This window comes from Streptomyces sp. bgisy130, from assembly GCF_057708345.1.
The window spans coordinates 35,945-59,732 of the sequence record NZ_JBYISA010000016.1 but is presented as its reverse complement, the minus strand read 5'-3'; the positions used below and the strand labels follow the sequence as shown (position 1 = coordinate 59,732).

General features: G+C 69.4%; 20 protein-coding genes and 2 pseudogenes. 14 read left to right on the top strand and 8 right to left on the bottom strand.

Features of this window, described 5'->3' with window-relative positions; translation table 11 throughout:
• Positions 1 to 315: 315 nt before the first annotated feature.
• Complete coding sequence (locus tag AC3EUV_RS21605) at positions 316 to 1,140, top strand: hypothetical protein (protein WP_435603631.1); 825 nt, start codon at positions 316 to 318, stop codon at positions 1,138 to 1,140.
• A gap of 120 nt (positions 1,141 to 1,260) precedes the next feature.
• Here AC3EUV_RS21605 and AC3EUV_RS21600 read toward each other — a convergent pair whose 3' ends face one another.
• Positions 1,261 to 4,050, bottom strand: coding sequence for a helix-turn-helix transcriptional regulator (locus AC3EUV_RS21600; protein WP_432145768.1), 2,790 nt, complete (start codon positions 4,048 to 4,050; stop codon positions 1,261 to 1,263).
• Between AC3EUV_RS21600 and AC3EUV_RS21595 the strand changes: the two genes are divergently transcribed.
• The 5 genes from AC3EUV_RS21595 (at position 4,049) to AC3EUV_RS21575 (ending at position 11,557) form a co-directional block, all read left to right on the top strand.
• Positions 4,049 to 4,288, top strand: coding sequence for a hypothetical protein (locus AC3EUV_RS21595; protein ID WP_432145767.1), 240 nt, complete (start codon positions 4,049 to 4,051; stop codon positions 4,286 to 4,288). The two genes, AC3EUV_RS21600 and AC3EUV_RS21595, sit on opposite strands and share 2 nt — an antisense overlap.
• A gap of 1,585 nt (positions 4,289 to 5,873) precedes the next feature.
• Positions 5,874 to 7,286: a class I adenylate-forming enzyme family protein gene (locus AC3EUV_RS21590; RefSeq protein WP_435603630.1), complete on the top strand. Its 1,413-nt coding sequence runs from the start codon at positions 5,874 to 5,876 to the stop codon at positions 7,284 to 7,286.
• Between the two features lie 528 nt (positions 7,287 to 7,814).
• A complete protein-coding gene (locus tag AC3EUV_RS21585; protein WP_435603629.1) occupies positions 7,815 to 9,965 on the top strand; it encodes a S9 family peptidase in 2,151 nt (716 codons plus the stop codon).
• 344 nt (positions 9,966 to 10,309) lie between these two features.
• Positions 10,310 to 10,897 (top strand): Rieske (2Fe-2S) protein, encoded by a 588-nt coding sequence (locus AC3EUV_RS21580; protein ID WP_432145764.1) that lies wholly within the window; start codon positions 10,310 to 10,312, stop codon positions 10,895 to 10,897.
• A 117-nt stretch (positions 10,898 to 11,014) separates the two neighbouring features.
• Complete coding sequence (locus AC3EUV_RS21575) at positions 11,015 to 11,557, top strand: GNAT family N-acetyltransferase (RefSeq protein WP_432145763.1); 543 nt, start codon at positions 11,015 to 11,017, stop codon at positions 11,555 to 11,557.
• A 55-nt stretch (positions 11,558 to 11,612) separates the two neighbouring features.
• On the opposite strand, the gene AC3EUV_RS21570 is transcribed toward AC3EUV_RS21575, so the two are convergent.
• Positions 11,613 to 12,065 carry a VOC family protein gene (locus AC3EUV_RS21570; RefSeq protein ID WP_432145762.1) on the bottom strand — a complete coding sequence of 151 codons (453 nt, stop codon included), beginning with the start codon at positions 12,063 to 12,065 and terminating at the stop codon, positions 11,613 to 11,615.
• 598 nt (positions 12,066 to 12,663) lie between these two features.
• On the opposite strand from AC3EUV_RS21570, the pseudogene AC3EUV_RS21565 reads away from it, so the two are divergent.
• Positions 12,664 to 12,855, top strand: a pseudogene (locus AC3EUV_RS21565) (sigma factor); the annotation flags it as partial.
• 169 nt (positions 12,856 to 13,024) lie between these two features.
• Complete coding sequence (locus AC3EUV_RS21560; protein WP_432145761.1) at positions 13,025 to 13,426, top strand: SRPBCC family protein; 402 nt, start codon at positions 13,025 to 13,027, stop codon at positions 13,424 to 13,426.
• 133 nt (positions 13,427 to 13,559) lie between these two features.
• Here AC3EUV_RS21560 and AC3EUV_RS21555 read toward each other — a convergent pair whose 3' ends face one another.
• Entirely contained in the window at positions 13,560 to 13,976 is a 417-nt protein-coding gene (locus AC3EUV_RS21555) for a VOC family protein (RefSeq protein WP_432145760.1), read from the bottom strand.
• Between the two features lie 201 nt (positions 13,977 to 14,177).
• Positions 14,178 to 14,828: a TMEM175 family protein gene (locus AC3EUV_RS21550; RefSeq protein WP_435603628.1), complete on the bottom strand. Its 651-nt coding sequence runs from the start codon at positions 14,826 to 14,828 to the stop codon at positions 14,178 to 14,180.
• A gap of 281 nt (positions 14,829 to 15,109) precedes the next feature.
• On the opposite strand from AC3EUV_RS21550, the gene AC3EUV_RS21545 reads away from it, so the two are divergent.
• Complete coding sequence (locus AC3EUV_RS21545) at positions 15,110 to 15,733, top strand: LysE family translocator (RefSeq protein WP_435603627.1); 624 nt, start codon at positions 15,110 to 15,112, stop codon at positions 15,731 to 15,733.
• A gap of 67 nt (positions 15,734 to 15,800) precedes the next feature.
• Positions 15,801 to 16,460, top strand: a complete 660-nt coding sequence (locus AC3EUV_RS21540; RefSeq protein ID WP_435603626.1) for an HAD family hydrolase — start codon at positions 15,801 to 15,803, stop codon at positions 16,458 to 16,460.
• A 136-nt stretch (positions 16,461 to 16,596) separates the two neighbouring features.
• Here the strand turns inward: AC3EUV_RS21540 and AC3EUV_RS21535 are convergent, their stop codons facing one another.
• Positions 16,597 to 17,100 carry a MarR family winged helix-turn-helix transcriptional regulator gene (locus AC3EUV_RS21535; RefSeq protein WP_435603625.1) on the bottom strand — a complete coding sequence of 168 codons (504 nt, stop codon included), beginning with the start codon at positions 17,098 to 17,100 and terminating at the stop codon, positions 16,597 to 16,599.
• A gap of 95 nt (positions 17,101 to 17,195) precedes the next feature.
• On the opposite strand from AC3EUV_RS21535, the gene AC3EUV_RS21530 reads away from it, so the two are divergent.
• Complete coding sequence (locus AC3EUV_RS21530; protein ID WP_432145755.1) at positions 17,196 to 17,660, top strand: SgcJ/EcaC family oxidoreductase; 465 nt, start codon at positions 17,196 to 17,198, stop codon at positions 17,658 to 17,660.
• A gap of 109 nt (positions 17,661 to 17,769) precedes the next feature.
• On the opposite strand, the gene AC3EUV_RS21525 is transcribed toward AC3EUV_RS21530, so the two are convergent.
• The gene (locus AC3EUV_RS21525; protein WP_435603624.1) at positions 17,770 to 18,474 is read right to left on the bottom strand and encodes a helix-turn-helix transcriptional regulator; all 705 of its coding nucleotides are present in this window, start codon (positions 18,472 to 18,474) and stop codon (positions 17,770 to 17,772) included.
• Positions 18,475 to 18,586: 112 nt separating this feature from the next.
• Between AC3EUV_RS21525 and AC3EUV_RS21520 the strand changes: the two genes are divergently transcribed.
• On the top strand, positions 18,587 to 19,468 hold the full coding sequence (locus AC3EUV_RS21520) for an NmrA family NAD(P)-binding protein (RefSeq protein ID WP_432145753.1): 882 nt from the start codon (positions 18,587 to 18,589) through the stop codon (positions 19,466 to 19,468).
• A 130-nt stretch (positions 19,469 to 19,598) separates the two neighbouring features.
• Here AC3EUV_RS21520 and AC3EUV_RS21515 read toward each other — a convergent pair whose 3' ends face one another.
• The gene (locus AC3EUV_RS21515; RefSeq protein WP_435603623.1) at positions 19,599 to 20,918 is read right to left on the bottom strand and encodes an MFS transporter; all 1,320 of its coding nucleotides are present in this window, start codon (positions 20,916 to 20,918) and stop codon (positions 19,599 to 19,601) included.
• Between the two features lie 72 nt (positions 20,919 to 20,990).
• On the opposite strand from AC3EUV_RS21515, the gene AC3EUV_RS21510 reads away from it, so the two are divergent.
• Positions 20,991 to 21,749 carry a DeoR/GlpR family DNA-binding transcription regulator gene (locus AC3EUV_RS21510; protein WP_435603622.1) on the top strand — a complete coding sequence of 253 codons (759 nt, stop codon included), beginning with the start codon at positions 20,991 to 20,993 and terminating at the stop codon, positions 21,747 to 21,749.
• An 84-nt stretch (positions 21,750 to 21,833) separates the two neighbouring features.
• Here the strand turns inward: AC3EUV_RS21510 and AC3EUV_RS21505 are convergent.
• Positions 21,834 to 22,612: pseudogene (locus AC3EUV_RS21505) on the bottom strand (SDR family NAD(P)-dependent oxidoreductase).
• A 364-nt stretch (positions 22,613 to 22,976) separates the two neighbouring features.
• On the opposite strand from AC3EUV_RS21505, the gene AC3EUV_RS21500 reads away from it, so the two are divergent.
• On the top strand, positions 22,977 to 23,726 hold the full coding sequence (locus tag AC3EUV_RS21500; RefSeq protein WP_432145750.1) for a DUF998 domain-containing protein: 750 nt from the start codon (positions 22,977 to 22,979) through the stop codon (positions 23,724 to 23,726).
• Positions 23,727 to 23,788: the final 62 nt, after the last annotated feature.

Below are 23,788 nucleotides of genomic sequence, written 5' to 3'. Positions count from 1 at the left end.
GGCCCCTTCCGCACGGCCATCCGGATCACCACCGCTCTCCGCCCCACGCCCCAACAGCTGGCTGGAAAAGGCGCCTTGACCCCTTCGAGGATGGCCAAGTGAAGCCGCCGACGGCACTTTGTCCGCGGAGTCCGGATCATCTCTCCCCGGTAAGGAATGAGATATCGGGTAACCGGGGTAGAGGTAGCTCCACCCGTCGTGTAGCCGTAGGTTGATTCACGGAATGGATCGCCACGGCATATTTTCTGCTTACGACGATTCACGATACGCAAAGGTCCATACCGGCTCCCCTCCCTCATCGCCAGGAGGTATTCGATGCGGTCGTCGCGCGGTGCAACCGTCGCACCGGCCCGGGTCTACGGCGTCGGCGTCCGCGCCGGTCACCTCGTCGTGCATGACCCCCTGACCGGGACGACCCACCACCGGAACCAGCTGATCACGGTGGGCCGCACGATGCTGCGGGCGAGCGAGGTCGCCGCGCACCCGGTGGCCGACCTGGCCGCGCTGGGTGGCTCGTCGGCCCTCGGGGTGCGCTGGTCCCCGGTGGTGCAGCGCGATCCGTCCCCCACGTGCGTGCCGGCGGATTCCGTGCACCGCCGTGCGGCACGCGCGCTGGCCTGCGTCGGGCTGCTCACCGTGGACCTGCACGAGGTCGATCCGCTGCCCACCCCCGCGCTCACCGACATCGCCGGCCATCTCACCGACGACGGCTGCACGGTCAGCCTCACCACCGAACGCTGCCCGGCCGAGCGCCACGCGGAAGCGCTCGCCGACTGTGTCGACGCACTGCGCATCTGCGTGGACACCGCTCTCACCCGGCAGCATCGATTAGGGCCCGACGAGCGCGAGCACCGCCTCAGATCCCTGATCTCCGGCACCCGTGCCACCGTCGCGGCCGGGCTGCCCACCCAGCTGTACACCCGCGTCATCCCGCCCCCGCCGGGGAACGCGGCGACCCAGTGGCTGGTCGAGCTGGCGGACGCCGTCGGCGCGCACGGGGTGACCTTCGCCCGCCCCCAGGAGGACGGCACGCTGGCGATGCCGGACCCGGCCGACTGGGTCGCCGACGCACCGCCCTGCGGGACGCTCAAGCCGCTGGACCTTCCGCTGGACACGGTGTGTCTGCGCGCCGATATCTGAGGAAACCGAGGAAGCAGAGGAAGCCGAGGAAACGGAGGAAGCCGTCCGCCGCGCCCGTACCGGCGCGCGGCTTCGACTCCCTTACTACAGCCGCCAGTTGGCGCCATGCACCCCCGTCAGTCAGGCGATATCCGCGATGTCCGCCGGGAGCCCGACCGGCAGATCCGCCCGGCGCTTGATGTTCAGCTTCCGGTACACCCTCGTCAGATGCTGTTCCACGGTGCTCACGGTGATGTGCAGCTTCCGGCCGATCTCCCGGTTCGTCCGCCCCAGCGCGGCAAGCGCGGCCACCCGGCGCTCGGCCTCGCTCAGCACGGCCATGCCCTCGGCGTCCTCCCACTGGCTCGTGGCCGGCTCACTGTTCAGCGGCTCCCTGGTGGCGAGCAGCTGATGGGACAACTGCTCGGCATGGCAGCTCTTGGCCAGTTGCAGCGCGCGGCGCCGGATCAGCTGGGCCCGGTCCAGTTTGCCGAGGATCTGCCAGACCTGACCGAGTTCGACGAATGCCTGGGCCAGCTGGTAGCGGTCCCCGCCGGCCTGCAACAGATCGACCACCTCGCCGAGCAGCGGCAGCCGTTGTTTGAGGTCGCTGACCGAGGCGAGGATGCCGAGGGAGATCCCGCGCATCCGGGTGGAGTCCGGCCCGATCATGCGCAGTTGATCCTTGATGAGCTCCCTGGCCCGGTCGGTCTGACCGACCCGGACCAGGGCCTGGGCCAGGTCTCCGCGCCAGGGCAGCGTCATCGGGTGATCAAGCTTCCACTTGACCACGAGATCACCCACGGCCTCGAAATCCTCCAGCGCGGCATGCGGCCGGTCCGTCGCGAGATGAAAATGCCCCCGCGCCGTCCGGTACTGGAGCCCGTAACGGGTGTCCATCATGGACTGCGGGATCATGTGGTCGAGAAATACCTCGGCTCGGGCGAAATGGCCGCGCATCGTCGCGGCGTGTATCGCGTGGGACAGCGGTGAACCGATCGCCACACCCCAGCTGCGTGCGGAGAGGGCCGTCAAGGCGCTGCAAGCGTCCCGTTCCGCATCGGCCAGATCGCCGAGCCGGAGGCTGACCGCGGCCCGGGTGTCCAGCAGCACCCCGCGCCAGGCGGCGGCGTGCTGGCCCTCGGCCTTCTGGAGCAGCTCATTGCACCAGTACATCGCGCGCTCGAACCGCTCGGCAGCGAGGAGTTCATGCAGCGCGGAGATCACGGATGCCAGCGGAGTCTCCCGGACCCGTGCCTTTTGCAGCACCTGCTCGGGTCCGTCCACGACCGGGGTGTGCGCGGTGCCACGAGGAAGAACGGCGGTGTGCGGCCGGCGCACCGGGGCCGGGGAAGCCGTGGGTTCAGCCATCGCGGCGTGCCGTTCGACCCGGGCGAAGATCTGCGGATACCAGCGGGCGAGCCACCGGCGGGTCAGTCTCCGTTCGGCCGGATCGCGGGAGCCGTCTGCCTCGGGCGGGGTCCCCAGGCATTCCAGCGCGCGCACCGCTTCCTCGGGGCGGCCGTGCCATGCCAGCGAACGGACCAGCCGCATCACCTCACGGCAGCTGAGCAACTCCTTCTCCAGCGCCGTCTGCAAGGGCCCGTGGTGCCGGCTCGCGGCCGCGGGGCTGATCGTCCACTGCACCCAGGCGAGCCGCGCGGTGAGCATGGCGCGCTTGTGCTCGTCGCCGCAGGAGCGGCTGGCGAACTCCAGGTACTGCACGGCCTCCGCCACCTTGCCGCCCGCCAGCGCCTGCTCCGCGTGGGCCAGCGCCTGATCGGCGGCGGCATGCAGCACCCGGGCGGCCCAGGGCTCTTCGGCCTCGCCGGCGGCCAGCAGGTAGCCCACCACGTCCGAGGGCGCCACGCCGTCGTGGTGCAGCAATTCGGCCGCTCGGCGGTTCAGCGCGGAACGCTCCTCGGGCGTGAGTTCGTCCAGTACGGCGGTCCGTGTGCCGTGGTACCGGAACTGGGCGTCGGTGGTCAGCCCCGCCAGTTCCAGCGTTTCCAGCGCACCGCCCACGACCGACGGCCGGACGTCCAGGAAGCGGGCCAGCAGCGCGGGGGCGGCGAACTCGCCGAGCACCGCGACCGCCCGTGCCGTCCGCAGCAGTTGCGGGCCGCCGCGACGCAGGATCGCCAGCACGGCCCTGGTGAAGGCCGGCCCGGTGACCGGCTCGACCGCCGCTCCGGCGGCCGCTTCCTGGTCGGGCGCCAGGCTGTCGTCGATCAGGGCGTGCGTCAGCAGGGGATTGCCCCCGGTCACGGCGTAGCTGCCGGGTGCCTGCTGATCGGCCACCAGGGAGTCCAGCCGCTGCGCGAGAAGCTGCCCGACGCCCTCCGGAGACAACGGGGACAGCGTGAACTGCCGGGAATGCGACCGCCGGAGCGCCTCCGCCACCAGCTCGGACGGAGGTTCGGTCCCCTGGCTGAGCAGCAGCATCACCCGCGCCGTGCCGATCCGGTGCTGGAGGTAGGTCAGCACGTGCAGCGAGGCGCTGTCAGCGAACTGGTGATCGTCCACGGTGATCACCAACGGCCCCTGCCGGCTCAGTTCGAGCAGCCCGACGCACAGGTCGTGCGCGGCCCTGGTCCCGGACTGCGCGGAGGACGGTGCTTCGCTCCCCACCTGGGGCGTGGTCAGGCCGGCCAGGTGGGACAGCGACTCGGTGGCTTCCGGCGGGGTGGTCGCCCCGCTGAGGAACTGCTCGATCACACCGAAGCGGAGCGATTGCTCGCTGGGCGCGCCCGAGGCCCGCAACAGCGTGGCGCCGGCCGCCACCGCATGCTCCTCGAATGCCCTGAGCAGGGCAGTCTTACCGCTGGCGATTCCCCCTCGTATCACCGCTACCTTGCCGGACCCCTTGGCGCTGGCACTCAATGCGGCGCGTAGCTCCGACATCACTGCTTCTCGTTCCACTAACCCCATGCAGCTCTTCCTCCCCGAAGAAGAACCCCGGGCGTACCTCTCCTGCCCGAGGCAATGCACATTCCCCACAAGATTTACCTGGACGACGGCAGTGCCGGGCGGCGCGAGTGCCGCACCGCTCATCGGAATGCTCATCGTCATCAACATTTTCCCGCCGTTTGAAAAACAGGACACCCCGCCGATCCGGATCCCCGGAGTGCGTATCACGCATAAGGATCCAGCGATGAAGAAGTGTTGATTCCACACCGACCACTCAGGTGCAATCTGACTGCCGAGTAAATTCGGCGAACGTCGATCAACCGCAGTTGTAAAATTTGACTCTAGAGTCAATATTGCATTTCAGAAATCACAGAAAGCAAGAAGGCAACATTGCCTCCGGACGCACGATTCCACACCACCGAACACTTATCTCAGGGGTGGAAATTCCAACCGGAAAACGGCTGGAAAGCCGAACTTTCACCAAGAAGACCGACCCCCCGAACGCCGGAAACGTGCGCTTGAAACCCGAACCAGAAAACATCAAGAGACATTAAAGTCGACGTTTTCATGTCGCAAAGGCACTGCGGCCAATAATATGGACGATCACACCCCCGAGGTTCAAGCCGGTCCACTGTGACGGCAGTCACATGGAGGCCACTAAGTGTACGCCACCGACCGGCCCGGCATTCTCGCGAATTTCGGAATCCGACCCGGGACCAGCCGCCGCGGAATTTCAGGTTCCGGGAGCCGGCACATCGCCACGGAATTCATGATTCCGCAGTTTGCGTTGCCCCTGCCTGCACAAACGCGAACCGGCCGGACCATCCGGAACACCACGTTCGACCACCGGAACAACCGCCTCCACCGGCGGTCGACGACGCAGCGCCGCCAGATGTTCACACGACGCGGCAACCACGCTTCTCGGCCTTCCGGGCCTTCCGCAAGGGCTCCTGAGTATGAGTCACGCAAAAGTGCGCTTGAGCAACCAATAGGGCGTCGCGCACCATCAGCGCAGCCCACGGGCCGAAACTCCGGCAGCACCCGGGTGGACGAGCGGCAGCCCATGGACCCCAACGACCGGCGCACACTCCTCCGCACCGTCACACCGCGACCACCCCACGGACCACCCCACCCATCAGCGCAATCCGCGCCGGGACGACGGAAGTTGGCGTGGCAGCGCTTGACCCCGCCTTGACTCGCGTACACGGGGTGCTACCCAGAGTAAGTTCAAGAACTGACCTGTGAGTAACCCGCAAAAGTCAGCTCGCCCCGCCGGCCCGGCATCCCCGCGGATCGCGCTGCGAAGGAGGCCAGGGGCGGTGCACGGGCACCTGAGCCGGTGCGGCGGAAGATGGCCGAAAGGAATTACCCGGGTGGGGCACGGCGCAGCTATCACGGCCGCCGGACAGGAAGGTGAACCACGGAGGAAAACCGGCAGGCGGAATTGCCCGGCGAAAGCAAGATCGAGCATGCTGCCTCCACGGTGGACCCTCGAACGCCGCGGTGACGGTGGGCAGTCCACGACGAAGACGACCGCGCGTACGCCGCGCTCCCCGCGTTCGCCGCATGCCTGGGCGCGGCAGCGCCGATGCCCGCGCTGCACTCCGCGCAACGTCCCTGGTGGGTCCGGCCCGCAACGGAATTCCCGCCGCGGCGGGACGAGGCCGGGGCGGCAAGAGAAGGGACCTTAGGGGTGCGGATAAGGGTTCCCTCCCCGCGCCCCCGCTTCCAGACTCGCCGTAGGTGAGGCACGTGCCCTGCCCTGTCGGCTGGGCGGCTCCCGCTGCTTTTCCGTAGTGATGCCGCATGTGAGGTCTGCCCACGAGGAAGGAAGCGTGCGACCAGTGAACGCAAAGATCTTTGCCCCTGACTCGGTGCGGACCCTGTCCGAATTCGAGCACGACGCACTGTGCATCGCGCAGGTGCTCGGCGAACGCGGCGTGGGCCCCGGGGACCGGGTCATGCTCAAGGCCGGCAACTCGCCCGCCTGGGTGGCGACGCTGCTCGGGCTGATGCACATAGGCGCCTCGATCGTGCTGGTCGACCAGCAGGAGCATGCGGAGCCGACCCGGCGGATCATCCTGCGGACCGGTACGAAGCTGGTCCTCAGTGATGAGGACTCGCCGCTCGACAGCAGCCAGGAGGCCGTGCATCTCTACGAGTTGCTGGTGTCCGCCGCCGGCCGGCAGGTCACCGGCGAGCGGCTGACCGCCGACGCCTGGTGCGAGCTCCCCGACGGCCTGATCATGTGGACCTCCGGTTCGACCGGCTCCCCCAAGGGTGTGGTCAAGTCCGGTCGCAAGTTCCTGAAGAACCTCGAACGGAACGCGGCGCAGGTCGGGCACCGGGAGGACGACGTCCTGCTGCCACTGCTGCCGTTCGCCCACCAATACGGCCTCTCCATGGTGCTGATCGCCTGGCTGAAGCGCTGCTCGCTGGTGATCGCCCCTTACCGGCGGCTGGACCGCGCGCTGCTGATGGCGGAGGAGTCGGGGGCCACGGTCATCGATGCCACGCCGTCCAGCTACCGCAGCATGCTCAACCTCGTCTCACGGAAGCCGAGTCTGCGCCCCGGGCTCGCGCGGGCGCGGATGTTCTGCGTGGGCGCGGCGCCGCTGGACGATCCGCTGGTCGGCCAGTACGAGACGGAGTTCGGGCGGCCGCTGCTGGACAGCTACGGCAGCACGGAGCTGGGCAATATCGCCTTCGCGACGCCGGACAATCCCGTGGCGTGCGGGCAGGCGATGGACGGTATCCGGGTGCGCGTCGTCGACGACGACGGCCGGGCGGTCCCCGCGGGCGAGCCCGGCGAGGTGGAGGTGAACACCCCCGACGCGCTGGAGGGCTATCTCGCCGAGGACGGCACCCTCCAGCCCGCCCCCCAGGGCTGGCAGCGCACCGGCGATCTCGGCCGGCTCGACACGGACGGCAATCTCTTCGTCCTCGGCCGCAAGTACGCGGTGCACCGCAAGGGTTACACCCTCTACCCCGAGCTGATCGAACGCGGCGTGGCGGCCCAGGGCTGCTCCGTCAGGATCGTCGCCCTGCCCGACGAGCGGCGTGGCGCCCAGCTCGTGTTCTTCGTGGAGGACGACCAGGGCCGGGAGGACACGTACTGGCGCGAGCGGCTCTGTGGCATGCTCGCGGCCTACGAGCACCCCGACCGGGTTGTCGTGCTCGAACACTTCCCGCTCAACCGCAACGGCAAGCCGGACAAACGGCAGTTGGAGCAGCTCGCCCAAGCCCGCGGCCGGTGAGGCCGCCGTGCTCGCCGGTCCAGTTGACGTTGGCGACGTGGAGCCGACTCTCGAAGGCGCGGGCGGGCACGAGGGTCCGGGCGGCGAAATCCCCAACTAGCTCCAGGCTCCCGCCGACTTACCGTGTGACACCCACTCCCTGACGTACCATCAGGTCGAGTTCGCGTGATCGTCGGCGGGCCCCTGTGATAGAAGTACCTGGATCGTCGGCACCGACGATCTCCGGGCCTCGACGGGAGTGACTCCCCAAGCGGTCCCGGCGGCGGCCGCCCTCGCACACGGCGGCGCAGCCCAGCGCCAAGGCTTTTTCGGCCCCCTTCCTCACCACCACGGCAACGGCCTCGTCCCCTCGCCGGTTCCTCTTCGCTCTGCGCCCGGTCAGATACCGGCGCTCAGTGCTGCCTGGATCCACAGGTCACGACCGGGCCTTTCCGCTGAATCCGAAATATGCCTAGGTTGCACCCAGGGCTTGCCGTGCCCCGGGACCGCCGCAGACCGGAACGCCCTCAGCATCTGGAGGACAGCATCTTGCACCGCAGCACCCCGACATCCGAGCCGTCCACGAACTCCGCTGATTTTCCCCGCCAGTTCGCCCGCAGCCGCCGTTTCTCCCTCGGCGTGCCCAGGCATTTCACCGTCTCCCCCGACGGCCGCCGGGTGCTCTTCGTCCGTACGGTCTCGGGCACCGATCCGGTGGGCCGGCTGTGGCAGTACGAGGACGGCGCGGAAAGGCTGCTCGCCGATCCGGCGCTCCTGGTAGGGGCCGGTTCCGGGGCGGTCCCCGAGGAGGAGAGGCTGCGCCGGGAGCGCGCCCGTGAGCGCTCGGTGGGAGTGGTGTCGTACGCGACCGACGATGCCGCCCGTATGGTGGCGTTCGCGCTGTCGGGGGCCCTGTGGGCGGTGCGTACCGACGGCGGCACACCGTTCTCCGTCCCCGCGGCCGGTCCGGTGGTCGACCCCCGCCCCTCCCCCGACGGCCGGTACATCGCCTATGTGAGCCGCCGCTGCTTCCATGTCGTCGATCTGACCGGCGCCGACCGGCAGCTGGCCCGTGCGGAGGACCCGGAGATCTCCTACGGGCTCCCCGAGTACGCGGCCGCCGAATCGATGCATCGGTCGCGCGGCTACTGGTGGGCGCCGGACAGCCGCCGCGTCCTGGTGGCGAGGGTCGACACCAGCCCCGTGGAACGGCGTTACATCAGCGATCCGGCCAACCCGGCGAAACCGCCGCAGGCGATCCGCTACCCGGCGGCCGGCACCGCGAATGCGGAGGTCACCCTGGAGGTCCGCTCGCTGGAGGGCGAGCGGGTCGAGGTGGAGTGGGACCGTAAGGCGTACGAGTACGTCGTGGCGGCCGGCTGGGACGCGCACGGTCCGTTCGTCACCGTGCAGAGCCGCGACCAGCGCATAGTGCGCACGCTCGCGGTCGATCCGGAGACCGGTGCCACCGAGGTGCTCCATGAGCGGACCGACCCCGCCTGGGTGGAGATCACCGAGGGCGTCCCGGCCCGTACGGCATCGGGTGCCCTGGTGCTCCCCGAGGACGAGGGCGACACCCGCTATCTGACCGTCGGCGGCCAACGGGTCACCCCGGAGGGGCTACAGCTGTGCGCGGTCCTCGGGGTCGAGGGTGAGCGGGTGCTGTTCACGGCGAGCGACGACCCGCTGGAGACCCATGTGTGGTGCCATGAACCCGGCCACGGCCTCCGCCGGCTCAGCCGGGAGCCCGGCAGGTACACAGGGGCGGCGCGGGGCGGCACGGTCGTCCTGGCCGGCCTGACCCCGCGGGGCAACGAGGTGGGCGTACTGCGGGGTGACGGGGCTGCTGAGGATTCCGGGGCTGCCGGGGGCCCGCCGTACCAGGCCCTCACCTCGCTCGCCGAGGAGCCGTCGATCACCCCGCGACCGGTCCATCTGACGCTCGGCGAACGGAAGTTGCGCGGCGCCCTCTACCTGCCGTCGTGGCACGAGGAGGGCACCGGAAAGCTCCCGGTCCTGCTCGACCCGTACGGGGGGCCGGGTATGCAGCTCGTGGGGCGGGCCCGGGGGTGGTTCACCTGTGTGTCGCAGTGGTTCGCCGAGCAGGGGTTCGCGGTGCTGGTGGTCGACGGGCGCGGAACCCCGAACCGTGGCCCGGCCTGGGAGAAGACCATGCACGGCGACCAGCTCGGCCCGGCGCTGGAGGACCAGGTGGACGCGTTGCGGGCGGCCGCGGCGCACTGCGGCGACCTGGATCTGACCCGGGTGGCGATCCGCGGCTGGTCGTTCGGCGGGTTCCTGGCCGCGGCCGCCGTGCTGTACCACCCCGAGATCTTCCACGCGGCGGTCGCCGGTGCCCCGCCCACCGACCAACGGATGTACGACACCCACTGGAAGGAGCGCTTCCTGGGCCACCCGGAGAACCAGCCGGAGAACTATGAGCGCGCCTCCCTCATCGGCCACGGCCATCTGCTGAGCCGCCCGCTGCTGCTGGTCCACGGGCTCGCGGACGACAATGTGGTGGCCGCACACACCCTCCGCTTCTCGGCCGAACTCCTCGCCGCGGGCAAACCACACAGCGTGCTGCCCCTGCCCGGCGCCACACATCTCCCGGCCGACGACGCGGTCAACGCCCAGCTGCTGCACTTCCAGCGGGACTTCCTGATGAACGCGTTGGAGGGGGGCACCGGCAAGGAGTGATGGGGGGTGAGGGCGGGTCGGTCGTCGGGCGGCCGGGTGGTGGGCGGCGCGACCGTCGGGCGGCCAGGTGGGGGCGGCGTCTCCCCCACGGGCCTCCTCGTCCGCTTCCGTCACACCTGCCCAGGCGTCCCCCGTCCGCCCGCCCACCCGTCCGCCTGCCGCCTGCTGCCTGCCGCCTGCCGCCTGCTGCCTGCTGCCGCCATCCGTGGGAGCGTCCGATAGCCGCTCCCACGGATGGCCCACCGCCGCATTGAACGCTCCCGGCCGTCGCTCCGTATGACCTTGTGCAACGTCCATGGAGCACATCGCGCACCGAAGGCACCACCAAGAACCGGAGGCACACCATGGCTCGACAGGCAGCGTCGGAGCGGACGGAGACCGCAGCGGTGACCGCGGCGGAGGAGGCCGGCCCGGCGCCGGCCGGACGTGGGACGGGGCGGCGGGCCGTCGTCGCGGCGGTCGGCGCGGCCGGACTCACGGCAGCGCTGGCGGCCTGCGGCGGCAGCATGTCGGACGCGGGGAGCGGGGACTCCAAGGCCACGGGTGACGACCAGGCCGCCCCGGAGACGAGCGGCGGAGGCGGCGACAGCGCTTCGGGCGGCACCGGCGGGAGCGGGGCCGACGGTTCCGCCGGCGGGGGCAGCGGCCCCACCCTCGCCAAGACGTCGGAGATCCCCAAAGGCGGCGGCAAGATCTTCAAGGGCGAGAAGGTCGTCGTCACCCAGCCCCAGGACGGCGACATCAAGGCCTTCTCCGCGATCTGCACCCACGCGGGCTGCGTCGTCGGCGAGGTCTCCGGCGGCACCATCAACTGCATGTGCCACGGCAGCAAGTTCGACATCACCGACGGCAGCGTAAAGACCGGCCCCGCCACGAAGGGCCTGGCTCCCGCCAAGGTGACGGTCAAGGGCGGCTCGGTCACCCTCGGCTGACGCAGCCCGGCGAGGCAGGAGTCTCGCCGGCCCCCTCAACTACTACCGCCGTGACATCAACTGCGCCGGCCTCCAATTCGTTTGCCGCAGGTCGGCCCGGTCGGATAAGAAACCTGCATGCTAAAGGGCAACAAGGTCGGGCTCAGGGCCCGGTACGAGGACGACATCCCGGTCCTGCGGGCCGAGCTCTACGACGACGTGGTCAACGCCTCGCGGGCCGAAGGCTCGCCGTGGCGGCCGATCACGCCCGGCTCGAAGGATCCGCGGCTCGTGGTGGACGACAAGGCGCAGGGGCTCGTCCAGTTCTCCGTAGTGGAGCTGGACGGCGGCACACTGGTCGGCACCGCGACGTTGTGGGGCATCGACAATCACCACCGGTCCGCGCACATCGGGCTGGGGCTGCTGCCGGCCTCGCGCGGCAAGGGCTACGGCACCGACGTGGTCGCGACGCTGTGCCACTACGGCTTCATCGTGCGCGGCCTACAGCGGCTACAGATCGAGACGCTGTCGGACAACACCGCGATGCTGCGCTCCGCCGAGCGCAACGGCTTTGTCCGCGAGGGCGTACTGCGCTCCTCGGCCTGGGTGATGGGCGAGTTCCTGGACGAGGTGCTGCTCGGTCTCCTCGCCCAAGACTGGAAGCCGGATTCGAAGGGCTAGCCAGGACGCTTCTGCTGGATCTCTTGCCAGGGGTCGCGGTCTCGGCTCGTCGGTGTCAGGTGTTGCCGGCGGGCCGGTCGGCGAAGATGCCCTGCTGCATGCCGGTGGCTTGTCCTACTTCGATGAGGTAGCCGTCGGGGTCGCGCAGATAGCAGCGCAATTCGGCTTTGCGGTCGAGGGGCGGGGTGAGGAATTCCGCTCCCTTGGCGCTCCACTGCCGGTGGCATTCCTCGATATCGGCGACGCGGATATTGAGGAAGCTGCTGACCGTGTTCGGGTCAGTGGGCGGGCGCAGCGTGACGTCCGGCTTGTCGGGGGTCGGCCCGCCGCCGGGGTTCATGATGATCCATCCATTGGCGAGCTTGACGATGCAGGGATTCTCGGCGAGGACCACTTCACCGCCCAGAACGTCGGAATAGAAAGCCCGGGATCGGGCTACGTCGGCCACCGTCAGGAAATGCGTGAGGAGCAGCCCGGTCTCTGGATAGGGAAGATCATCACGACTCATGCGCGACCTCCAGACAAAGAGGATGTTTCCGCACATAGTGACGTATAGATGCCTGCGTGGCGGCGGATGGACACGGGTGAGGGGGTGTGTCCTCGCTGGCGAGGCATCTCAACTCGTTATGAGAAGACGGCCACCATCTACCGCGGTGCATTCGACGTAGCAGGCATGGCCATCACGTCGCAGCGCGGCGATCAGGCCGTGCAGCCGACATAGCGGCCGAAAGGCCATTTAGGGCTTTCCGGCCATGCCCGCACACCCGCACAAGGTGCGGCCGGGTGAAGAAGCAGCCACAGAATCAACGAGCCCGCCCACGAGGCCGCAACCTCAGGACATCTAGCAGGAATCGTCGCGGCCGGGGAGGCCGGCAACTCCAGGATTGCGCACCCGAGTTCCTTCGTTCTCGTGGTCACCGAAGTGCTGGTGGACCGGATTCTGGCGGACGGCTGCGCAACGCAGCACCCCTGAACACCCGTTGTGGAGCGAATCGCAACGGCGGACTGTCACAGATCGCTGACGTGCCGTGTCTCGATGGGCAGCCGAAGAAAGGGGCCGCGTGTGATGCCGGGGTACCGACACATGCTCGTGGTGGGGTCAGGCCATGGCTGAGGACGCCTTCACCGAGCACCGGCCGCTGCTGTTCACCCTCGCCTACGAGATACTCGGCAGCGCCGCCGACGCCGAGGACGTGCTCCAGGAGAGCTACCTGCGGTGGAGCGCGGTCGATCCGGCCACGGTCGAGCATCCGCGCGCATACCTGGTCCGCGTCGTGACCCGCCAGGCCCTCAACTACCTGCGCGCGGTCCGGGCACGGCGCGAGGTGTTCGGCTACTCCCACGGCGAGATCGCCGCCTCGGTCGGGAAGACCGAGGTCACCGTCCGGCAGATGGCCCACCGCACCCGCCGGCACGTACAGGCGCGGCGTCGCCGCTTCGAGAGTCATCGCCGCCCCGATCAAGGACGTGTTCAGCTGGCTCACCACGACCACCAACTACACGGCCTCGTCCCTGATTCTGCGCTGCCGTCTGACCCGGCACGGCGAGTCCGCCCCGTATGGAGTCGGGGCGGTGCGCAGCCACCTCTGGCTGATCGGCTGGTTCCGGGAACGCATCACCCAGTACGACCCGCCGTACGCCACCGAGTACGTCGTCGAACGCAGTCTGCCGCCGTCCCGGCACGAACTCGGCCGCATGACCTTCACCGAGGTCGACGGCGGAACCCAGGTGCGCTGGACCACCCGCGCCGAGATCCCCGTCCCCTTGCTCGGCTCCTTCCTCACCCGCCACCTCGCGAGGCCGGTGATCACCCGCACCTTCCGCAACATCCTCGACGTCGCCAACACCGCACTGGCATCACGTCCCTAGTCCCGCATCAAGCGCGCCCGGCCGGGACGGCTGGGCCCCGTCGGATACCCGCCCGAGCCGGCCAGGGACATGGACAGCGCGTCGGTGCCCCGGTTGGAGCACCGGTTGGAGCACCGACGCGCCGACATCCGGATCAGCCCTGCCGCTCGCTGATATTGACCATCCACGTGATACCGAACTTGTCCGTGCACATGCCGAACACGTCCCCCCACATCTGCTTTTCCAGGGGTACGGCCACGGTGCCGTCCGCGGACAGCTTCTGCCAGTAGCCGCGCAGTTCGTCCGAGTCGTCGCCGGTCAGGCTCACCGCGAAGTTGTTCCCGGGCTTGTGCTCGGTCCCGGGCGGATTGTCGGCGGCCATCAGGGTGAACCCGCTGGCGGTCTCAAGCTGGCTGTGCATGATCTTGTCGGTGTATCCGGGCGGCGCCTCGGAGCCGAAGGCGCCGTAGGTGTTGACGGACAGGTCGCCGCCGAGGACCTCCTTGTAGAACTCCATGGCTTGCTTCGCTTCACCGGAGAAGCTGATGTACGGATTGAGGCGAGAGGTCATGAGCTGCCCCTTTCATGAGGAATGGTCAGCGCGGGCAGCCTACGTGCGTCAGAGGCAAAGTCGGATGACCTGGGACTCGTGGTCGCTCGGCTGGGCGGTGGTGTGGCACTGGGGCGCGGGTGGGGCGCTGGGGAGCGAGTGCGGTGATGGGGAGCGGGTGCGGTGATGGGGAGCGGGTGCGACGCATGCATCACCGTCCCGTTAGGCGCTGAACCGCTGAGCGTCCGCGCGCAGGCGCTTGCCCCGTTTACCCGTCGCAATTCTGATCGGGATCAGCACCGCCCACAACAGCTTCGCGGCCGTCGCCGAGACGAAGGCGATCGGGATGGCGACGGCGAAGACCAGCACCGTCGCCGCGAGGTCGACCACATCGTTGCGCGCGACGGGGTCGGACAGCACCGCTCTCCCCAGCCATGGGCGCTTCCACAGCACGATCGTCAGCGCGAGCTGCGTGGCACCCATGGCCGCGACGGCGCCGGAGTAAATGGCCACCGACTGCGGCTGGTCCCCGTACTCGGCCAGCAGGGTGGTGGGGAACGGCATCAGGGCGACCAGCCCCAGGCCCAGCAGCACCAGCTTGATGATCGTGCCGTCCACGTCCGTCACGTACCGGAAGGTCTCGTAATGCCCCCGCCAGAACGCCGCGATGACCACCAAACTGAGGACGTACGCCCAGACTTTGGGCATCACATCCCGCAGCGCCTGCGCGAATCCGGCGGAGTCCAGCCCGTCGGGCACCGCGATGTCCAGCGCCAGCAGCGTCATCGCGATGGCGAACACCCCGTCGGCCAACGCGAGGAGCCGGGCCGCGCTCCCCTCGTCATCCCGTACTGGCCGACCACCGTTCACCACGCCACTCTAGGATCATGCGCACCGGAATATTCCGATTTGCCCCTTGTACGTGTTGAGTGGCGACTGTCGGACCTCGTGAGCCGGTGGGTCATTCCGCGGCGGGTGGGCTTTCCGCAAGGGGGTGGGCTTTCGGCGGGGGCCGCGGCGGCGCTTTCCGCACACCAGGCAGTCAAACAACACAACCCCTGCCCGATACCGGGCAGAAAACTAGCCCTTTCATGCCTCCGGACGTATCGTCATCGCCCATGATCGCCATCGACGCCTTGTGGACTTTCTCTTTGATGGTGGGACTCCTGACCCTCACTCCCGGGCTGGACACCGCCCTCGTCCTGCGCACTGCCGCGCTCGGGCACCGCCGGCGCGCCTGGGGCGTGGTCCTGGGCATTCAGAGCGGCACCCTGATCTGGGGCACGCTCACCTCGCTCGGCGTGACCGCGCTGCTCACCGCGTCCCACCTCGCGTACGAGATCCTCCGCTGGGCCGGGGCCGCGTACCTGGTGTGGATGGGCGGCAGGATGCTGTGGGCCACTTGGCGCCGCTCGGTGGACGAGGCTCCGGAGACGCACGGGAGCGGGGCCGAGGCCACGTCGGGATCAGGCTCCGGCGACTCCCTGCTCGGCGGCTGGCGTCAGGGGATCACGACCAACCTCCTCAACCCGAAAATGGGCGCCTTCTATGTCGCGGTGCTCCCGCAGTTCCTCCCTGCCGACACCTCGCACCTCGCTGCGGGCGTGCTCCTGACGGGCATCCACATCCTGCTGGCCGTCCTATGGGCCGGCGTACTGATCACCCTCGGGCACGTACTCCGGGACCGCCTGCAACGGCCCGCCGCGCGCCGCGTTCTCGACCGTCTCACCGGTACGGTCATCGCCGCCTTCGGGGCCCGGCTCGCGCTCGGGGAGTGAGACACCGGCCGGCGCGTCCGCAGCCGTGATCAGGCAACCAACTCACCCGAAGGGAAAGGAAACCCGCATGCGCCCGCTCCCCACCAGCGCGGAGGCCGTGGTCTTCGACTGCGACGGTCTGCTCGTCAACACCGAGGTCTGCTGGACCGTCGCGGAAACGGCCCTTTTCGCCGCGCACGGCCACTCCTTCGGGCCCGAACAGAAAGCGCTGGTCATCGGCCGTACCGTGGAGGCTGCGGCAGAGGCCATGGCGGACTACTTCGGGCGGCCCGGGGCCGGTGCCGAACTCGCCGCCGAGCTCCTCGAAAGAGTGCGCAAGGAGCTGGCCGGGGGCGCCGCGGCCCTCCCCGGAGCAGTGGACCTGGTGCGCGCCTGCCGGGCGGCCGTGCCCATCGCCGTCGCCAGCAACAGCCCCCGCGAACTCCTCGACACGGCACTGGAATCGGCGGGCCTCACCGCTCACTTCCCCCACTCGTTCGCCGCCGACGAGGTGGACTCCCCCAAGCCCGCACCGGACCTCTACCTCATGGCATGCGAGGCACTCGGTGCGGCACCACAGCGCTCTGTCGCCTTCGAGGACTCGGCCACCGGCATCTCTGCGGCCCGTGCCGCCGGACTTTACGTCGCGGTCGTACCGTCCCTTCCAGGAGCCGACCTCGACCACGACTGGCTGGGCACCGGTTTGGACGACCGCCAGCTGATCGACTGGGCCCGGGAGTTGGGGTAGGAGACGGGCACTCGACTCCCGAGCTGGGGACGCCGGCCGTAAGCTGCCCGACCGACTGCCTGATCGGGGTTACCGGGCCCCTTGCCCACACTCCCTTCGTACGGCCCGGGATCCGGCGGACTCGGTGAAGGGCCGCTCACTTCTGCGAGGGCGGCGCGTTCCGTCCCCGGCTTCGTCGGGTGGTGGTGTTCTCCCGGATCTCCTCGGTGGCCGCACGGAAGGCGGGTGCGGCGCGGGCGAAGTAGTCGAAGAGCAGGGCCCGTTGCTCGGGGGTGTAGTGCGCGAGCACGTCCGCGAGGTGGCGGCGGGCGGGGCCGACCACGTCCTCGATGCGGCCCAGGGTGTCCGGCACCGGCTCGACGATCACGCGCCGGCGGTCGTTGGCGTCGGCGGCCCGGCGGGCGAAGCCGGCCTTTTCGAGGCGGTCGATGAGGCGGGTGGTGGCGCCGGTGGTGAGTCCGGTCCTGGTGGCGAGTTCGCCCGAGGAGAGGCCGCCGTGGAAGGCGATGAGGCTCAAGGCGTACCACTCGGAGGTGTGCAGCCCCGCGGCTTCCGCGCTGGCCAGGCCCTGTAGGCCCACCGCGTCCAGGTACTGACGGAAGATCACATGCTCGTTCTCGTCGCTTGCCGGGCTTGCCATCGCCGGAATCACCTCGCTAAATTTATCTGCACAGATGCAGATACTGCACTCATCCAGTATCTGCATGAGTCTAATGAGTGAGGGAGTGATACGCCATGCAGGGTCAGCAGAAGCAGCACGAGCAGGACATCGCGGCGGTCAAGGCAGTAGTGGAGGAACTGATCGCCGCCTGGGGCCGCCACGACGCCGAGGCGTACGGCGCGCTGTTCACCCAGGACGCCACCTACACCACCTACGTCGGCACCTTCTACCAAGGCCGCCGGGACATCGTGGAGAGCCATCGCACACTCTTCGCGAAGTTCCTCAAGGACACCCAACTCGCCGACGAGATCCTCGATATCCGCTTCTACGGACCGGATGTGGCCGTCGTCAACGGCCGGGGCGACACCTACAAGGGCCGGCGCCCCCGCAAGCTCAGCAAGGTCCAGACGTACACCCTGATCCGCGAGAACGGCAGCCGGTGGCGCATCGCGGCCTTCCACAACACCCGGCGCAAGCCGCTGATGGAGGCCATGTCCTACAAGTTCGCCCCCGGCCTCATTCCGGCGGCGGACCGGTAGCCGGGGCCGGGCTGGGGCTGGGGCTGGGGCTGGGGCTGGGACTGGGGCTGGGGCTGGGGCTGGGGCTGGGGCTACGCGAACGCGCCCGCTCGGCGCGTGGATCCGGGCCTCACCCGGTGGTGCGGGACGAGCGTGCAGTAGTGGCGCGGCCGAAGTCTGTGGTCAGCCAGTGTTCGATGGACGTATCGGGGAATGCGTGGGGCTGGTAGGTACCCGGCACGGGGGAGATGTCGTCGATCCGGTCGAGACGGAAGGTGCGCCAGTCGTCCCGGTCGGCATCGAATGCCACGAGGTACCAATGGCCCGCGCGGAGGAAGTGACGGTACGGCTCGACCAGGCGGGTGGACGGCCGGCCGTGGTGGTCGACGTAGCGGAACCGCAGCCTGCCGCCGTCGGCCCCCGCGTCGGCGATCACGCCTACGGTCGCTGCCGCGACCACGGCGCCGGGCTGCTGGAGCACCTCGGTCGCGAGATCGGTGGCGGCCGCGCGGCGGCGCAGCGGGCGGGGCAGGACCTGGTCGAGCTTGAGCAAGGCGCTCAATGCGACCGGGTCTTCGGGCAGCCAGGCGCGGATCAGATGCAGCCCGGCCACCAGTGCGGTGACCTCGTCGGCGGTGAACAGCAGCGGTGGGCCCTTGGCTCCGGGGCTCAGCCGGTAGGCGCTGCCCGGTCCCGGGCGGGCCTCGACGGTGTACCCGAGCCGGCGCAGCCGCTGAGCGTCGCGTCGTACGGTGCGGATGCTCGTGCCGAGCCGTTCGGCCAGGTCGGCGGCCGTCCACTCACCACCCGACTTCAGCAACGTCAGCAAGGTCAAGGTCCTGATCGTGGGGTCGAGGTCCATAACCTCAGCCTTCCAGGAGAGGCGGACAGGTTCAGGCCGCTTCTGCTCCTAGCCTGCATGCGGAGTCGCCGAATGAGAGGAAGCCATGCGCATCGCTGTCACCACCCCGACCGGCAACGTCGGCGGCCATGTCGTTGCCACACTGCTCCGCGCCGGGGTCCGCCCGCGCGTCTTGCTGCGCGAGCCCGCCCGACTGGCTCCCGAGGTGCGGGACGAGGTGGATGCGGTGCAGGTCGACCTGTACGACGCCGACGCGGTAGCGGCCGCCACCCAGGACATTGACGCACTGTTCTGGGTGGACCCGCCCACCGCCGGCGCGGACCCCCTCACCGCCTACGCCCGGGCCACCAGCAGCGTCGTCCGCGCCGTCACCGACAACCGGATCGGCCGAGTCGTCTTCCAGAGCAGCGTCGGCGCCGAGAAGCGTCACGGTGCCGGTGAGATCGACGGTCTGGCACACACCGAAACCGCTTTGGATGCCATGGGCGTCGACGTCACCCACCTCCGCTGCGGCTACTTCTTCACCAACCTCGAACTTCAACTCGACGCCCTGCGCGCCGGCACCCTCCAGGTGATCCTGCCGCTCGGCCAGACCATGCCGTGGGTGGCACCTCGCGACATCGCCGAGGTCGCCACCACCCGTCTGCTCTCCCCCACCTGGTCCGGCCGCTGCGTACAAGCAGTGCACGGCCCCGCCGACCTCACCTGGCGACAGGTCGCCAAAATCCTCACCGCCGCCACCGGCCGGAAGATCAGCGTCGAACGGATCACTGACGACGCCATGCGCACCCAGCTCCGCCAGGCCGGGATGACCGACGAAGCGGTCGAGGCCATGCTCGGAATGTCGACCGGACTGCGCGAAGACTTCGTGCCCGAACAACCCCGCACCGTCCGGACCACCACCCCGACCACCCTCGCCGCCTGGGCCTACGACCATCTCCGGCATCAGATCGTGGACGCGTCGTAAGCAACCGGGGACGGGCAGCAGCGGCTCCAGCCCTGCGACTGTCGCGGCAACAACCGGCCGAAGGCGTCCACGATTTCCGCGCGCCCGCCTCCCGGATGATCCCTACACCTCCATGCTCATGGCTTCGCTCTCATGAGTGGGTGTCGGGTGTGGTCTCACAAGGGGCTGCGTGCGCCGGGCCGTTGCCGGAGTCGGCCGTGCCGCCTCGGGCCTCCAGGCGTGCGGTCGAGCCGCCTCGGGCCTCCAGAGGTGCGGTGGCGCCGTCTCGGGTCTCCAGGCATGTCGGTGCGGCGTTACGGGGCCGCAGGATGCCGGCCGTGGCGGCGGCGACCGCGCAGAAGGCCACGGGCAGGAAGAACGTGAGGTGGAGCGGCATGACCTGGGTCAGGGGGCCGATGATCGCGGGGCCGGCGAGCATGCCGACGTAGCCGAGGCCCGCGACGCGGGACACGTTGGTGCCGGCGGCGTCCGGGTCGGCGTGGCCCGCGGCGCTGAAGAGCTGGGGGACGCAACCGGACAGGCCGGCTCCGAACAGGGCCCAGCCGATCAGGGTCAGGGGGATCGAGGCCGAGAGCGACGCCGCGGTCAGGCCGAGTGCGGCGGCGGATGCCCCGTAGCGGAGCACGGCCACCGAGCCGAAGCGCGCGGCCACCCGGTCGGTGAGCAGGCGGCCGACGGTCATGGCGGTGGCGAAGGCCCCGTAGGCGAGGGCCGCGGTGGCGGGCGGCGCCCCCAGGACGTTGCGCAGGTGGAGCACGCTCCAGTCATTGGCCACGCCTTCGCACAGCATGATCATCAGCGCGAGCGTGGCGAGTCCCCAGATGCGCCTGGGGGTCCTGGTACTGCGCTGTTCCTTCGCGGCGGCAGCAGGGGCATCAGGGAGGTGGGTGCCTCGGGACCCGAGCAGCGCGGGGGCTGCCCCCGCCGCGGTCACCAGGCCCAGGAGGGCCACCGTGCCGAGGGTCGCCACCGGGCTCCAGCCCCAGCTGAGCATGCGCGCGCCGGCCAGCGCCGCAAGGACGCCACCTATGGAGAAGGCGGCGTGGAAGGCGGACATGACGGGCCGTCGGTAGCCGCGCTCGACCTGGACGGCGTGGGCGTTCATGCTGACATCCAGGCAGCCGTTGCCGAGACCGAGCACCAGCAGTGCCGCCCCCAGTGTCCAGGCGTTCGCGGCCCATCCCGGGAGGACCACGGCGGCGCTGCACAGGGCCGCGCTGAGCGGTACGACGGTACGGGCGCCGAAGCGGTCGGTGAGGGGGCCGACGAGCTGCATACCGGCGAAGGCCCCCGCGCCGAGCAGCAGCAGGAACCAGCCGAGTACGGCATGACTGATCCCTACGCGGTGCTCGATATCGGGGATGTGGACGATCCACATCCCCATCAGGAAGCCGTTCAGGACGAAGTAGGCGAAGGTGGCCAGGCGGCCGAGCCGTAGTGATCTCTCCACGCTTCGAACATATCGAACAGGTTCAGCTTTCGAAAGCTTGCGTTTCAAACGTGATCAATGTTCAATCTGGCTATGGCTGGCACAGATCGACTCAGACAGATCACTGAAGCGGTGCGGACGGCGGGCAGCATCGGTGTCGCGGAGCTGGCCGGACTCACCGGCGCTTCCGAGATGACCATCCGCCGTGACCTGGAACTCCTGGCTTCCCAGGGGGTACTTGAGCGCTATCGCGGAGGGGCGAGGAGCCTGCTGCTGCGCGGCGAGGAACCGCCGTTCGCACTGCGGGCCCAGGAAGGGACGGAGGTCAAGCGGCGCATTGCCGTCGAGGCCGCCCGGCTGGTGGCCGACGGAGAGTCCGTGGTCCTCGACAGCGGCACCACCTGCCTGGAGGTGGCCCGGGTGCTGGCGCACCGCCGGTTGACCGTCATGCCGCTCTCCCTGCACGCGGTGAACGCACTGGCAGCGGCGCCGCAGCTGACCCTGCTGGTCCCCGGCGGCTGGCCCCGGCCGGGCGAACTGGCACTGACCGGCCCCCTGACCCAGGCGTCCCTGTCCGCCCTGCGCTTCGACACCGCGATCATCGGCTGCTGCGGACTGAACGCCGAAAACGGCCTGACCGCCTACGACTTGGACGACGCCGCGGTCAAACGTGCCGCGATCGCCGCTGCCCGTCGCGTGATCGCCGTCGCCGAAGCCGGCAAACTCTCCCGCACCGCCCTCGCGTTCGTCGCCCCCGCCCCCGCCCTGCACGCCGTCGTCACCGATGACCTGGCACCGGACGACCAGACCGAGCAACTCACCGCGGCGGGCGTCACCGTACGGAAGGTGTAACCACAGGAGAACCGTGCTCTTCGACCCCGGGAAGGCGGCTCGCCGCACCGCCCCCAAGGGGATGGCGACGGTGGGTGCGTTCCGTCACTGCGAGCCCTTCTCGGCGTCCGCCCGGCGGCGGGCGGCGTCGGCATCAGCTCGCCCTCCAGCCCCCAGCAGACCCGTCGCTTCGAAGGAGGTACGGGCCGCCAGCCGCGGGAGTTCTCGGCGCGAGAAGTGTGTGACGACGATCGGCAGCGCGGCGCGAACCACCTGCACAGTACGGAGCCAGGCGGGTGCGTACACGGCCGTCGCGCGTCGTTCCACCGCCGTTGCCAGTCGGGAGGCCACTGTGCGGCGAGTTCCGCACGCAACGACTGCGTGAAGGATTCGACCCCGGCCTTGGAAGCGCAGTACGAACTCATCAGCGGGGCCGCGCCGATGGACGCCAGTGAGGCCACCTGAAGAAAGTAGCCGCGCGTGGCGAACAGGTCCGGCAAGAATGAGCGGGCGGTAATCGCGCTGCCGATCAAATTGACCTCGATCACCCGGCGCCACGTCATCGGATCGGACTCCGCGAACGGCCCGCCTTCCGCGATTCCCGCATTCGCCACGACAACACTCGCCTCCCCCAACCGGTCGCGAACCTCGCCCGCCACTCGCGCCATGGCCTCGTCCTGGGTGATATCGACGCTCCAGCAATGCACTTCGGTCGGCAAGGAGGACGCCACCCGGCGAAGAGCCTCCCCCTCGTGATCGAGCAGGGCGAGATGAGCTCCCCGTCGGGCCAGCTCCCAAGCCAGCGCATTCCCCACCCCGCGAGCGGCCCCGGTCACCACAGCAGTGCGCCCATAGAGAGAATGCTCTCTACGGCAGCGGGCCATCACGCACTCCTCACGACGACGGAATCCTCGGCGGCCGGCACAAACCGCCCCTCCCCCGGACGATCGACAGCCCCCTTCCTCACCGTAGAAGCGAGAGAAACCGGCCGCCCGCCGGACCGAACGAAATCCGCGCACTCGCCCCAGCCGCCTTTCCCCTTCACGCCCGAATACAGCTCGGCGCCGCAAGGGAACAGCTGTCGGCTGTTCGGGTGAAGGGTGGCCATGTCCGAGATGCGTACGTGCAGGTTCGGGCAGCAACCAAAGGGGGGCTTGGTTTTGCGCGCTGTGGTGGCCGACCGACGGACAGCGTTTCGGCGATACGTGAGGAGGGTGCGGTGTCCGCTTCCACTTCCGTTCGGTACCGGTGAGGCTGCGGCCGACGCGCAGGACGGCTTCGGCAGGGCTACTGCTGACGGCGTCGGTGGTTTACAACGACTGGGTGCTCCAGTTCTTTCTGCCCACGGGGCTGCATCAGCGAGACTCCTACGTCAGCGAGCTGTTCGCCGCCGACCAGCCCTACCGGGTCCTGTTCAGCCTCGTGGAGATCGCTTGCGCAGGGCTGGTGGTGACCGGCGGGGCCCTCGCATGGAGCATCCTGCCCGGGGGCCGGGCCTCGGCCGGGGGCGCGGCCACCGTGGCTTTCGGGGTGTTCTCCATCGCCGACGTGCTGATGCCCCTGCGCTGCGCACCCTCCGTGGAACGCGGCTGTCCGGAGGGCAGCCTCTGGCACACCACCACAAGCGGCATGGTGCACTTCGCCCTGTTCGCCTCGATGGCTCTCTTCATCAGCGCCTCCCGACACGGCCGCCCGCCCTGGGACATCGTGCGCCGCTGGGGACCGTGGCTCCTGGCGTTCTCCATGACTGCCGCAATCCTTACGGTCGGTCCCTTCTTCGGACACCCGGGAGGCCATGGCCTGGCCCAGCGCATCCATCTGACCTCCGTCGGAGCGTGGTTTGCGCTCTTGGCCGTGGCGATTCTCCGCTACGGGGCGGGGGATGGCCCTTCTTCTTGCCGGCAGGGTGACGTCGTCGGGAAACCGCGCCGTGCCAGGCGATGCCGCTTGCCCCGGCGCAGAGGACGGTGGGTGGACGGTTCGCTTCGCCAGCTGTGAGCAGCCTGTACCCCCCTTCGTTCGGCAAGCCAACTGGCCGCTGAATTACGGCAGGTGCCCGG

Bases quoted from the DNA above. Each gene is read 5' to 3' on its own strand.
- AC3EUV_RS21555 (WP_432145760.1), bottom strand. From the start codon at position 13,976: ATGACCTCTCGCCTCAATCCGTACATCAGCTTCTCCGGTGAAGCGAAG.
- AC3EUV_RS21580 (WP_432145764.1), top strand. From the start codon at position 10,310: ATGGCTCGACAGGCAGCGTCGGAGCGGACGGAGACCGCAGCGGTGACC.
- AC3EUV_RS21605 (WP_435603631.1), top strand. From the start codon at position 316: ATGCGGTCGTCGCGCGGTGCAACCGTCGCACCGGCCCGGGTCTACGGC.
- AC3EUV_RS21520 (WP_432145753.1), top strand. From the start codon at position 18,587: ATGCGCATCGCTGTCACCACCCCGACCGGCAACGTCGGCGGCCATGTC.
- AC3EUV_RS21570 (WP_432145762.1), bottom strand. From the start codon at position 12,065: ATGAGTCGTGATGATCTTCCCTATCCAGAGACCGGGCTGCTCCTCACG.
- AC3EUV_RS21535 (WP_435603625.1), bottom strand. From the start codon at position 17,100: ATGGCAAGCCCGGCAAGCGACGAGAACGAGCATGTGATCTTCCGTCAG.
- AC3EUV_RS21530 (WP_432145755.1), top strand. From the start codon at position 17,196: ATGCAGGGTCAGCAGAAGCAGCACGAGCAGGACATCGCGGCGGTCAAG.
- AC3EUV_RS21575 (WP_432145763.1), top strand. From the start codon at position 11,015: ATGCTAAAGGGCAACAAGGTCGGGCTCAGGGCCCGGTACGAGGACGAC.
- AC3EUV_RS21510 (WP_435603622.1), top strand. From the start codon at position 20,991: ATGGCTGGCACAGATCGACTCAGACAGATCACTGAAGCGGTGCGGACG.
- AC3EUV_RS21545 (WP_435603627.1), top strand. From the start codon at position 15,110: ATGGTGGGACTCCTGACCCTCACTCCCGGGCTGGACACCGCCCTCGTC.
- AC3EUV_RS21540 (WP_435603626.1), top strand. From the start codon at position 15,801: ATGCGCCCGCTCCCCACCAGCGCGGAGGCCGTGGTCTTCGACTGCGAC.
- AC3EUV_RS21600 (WP_432145768.1), bottom strand. From the start codon at position 4,050: ATGGGGTTAGTGGAACGAGAAGCAGTGATGTCGGAGCTACGCGCCGCA.
- AC3EUV_RS21595 (WP_432145767.1), top strand. From the start codon at position 4,049: ATGCAGCTCTTCCTCCCCGAAGAAGAACCCCGGGCGTACCTCTCCTGC.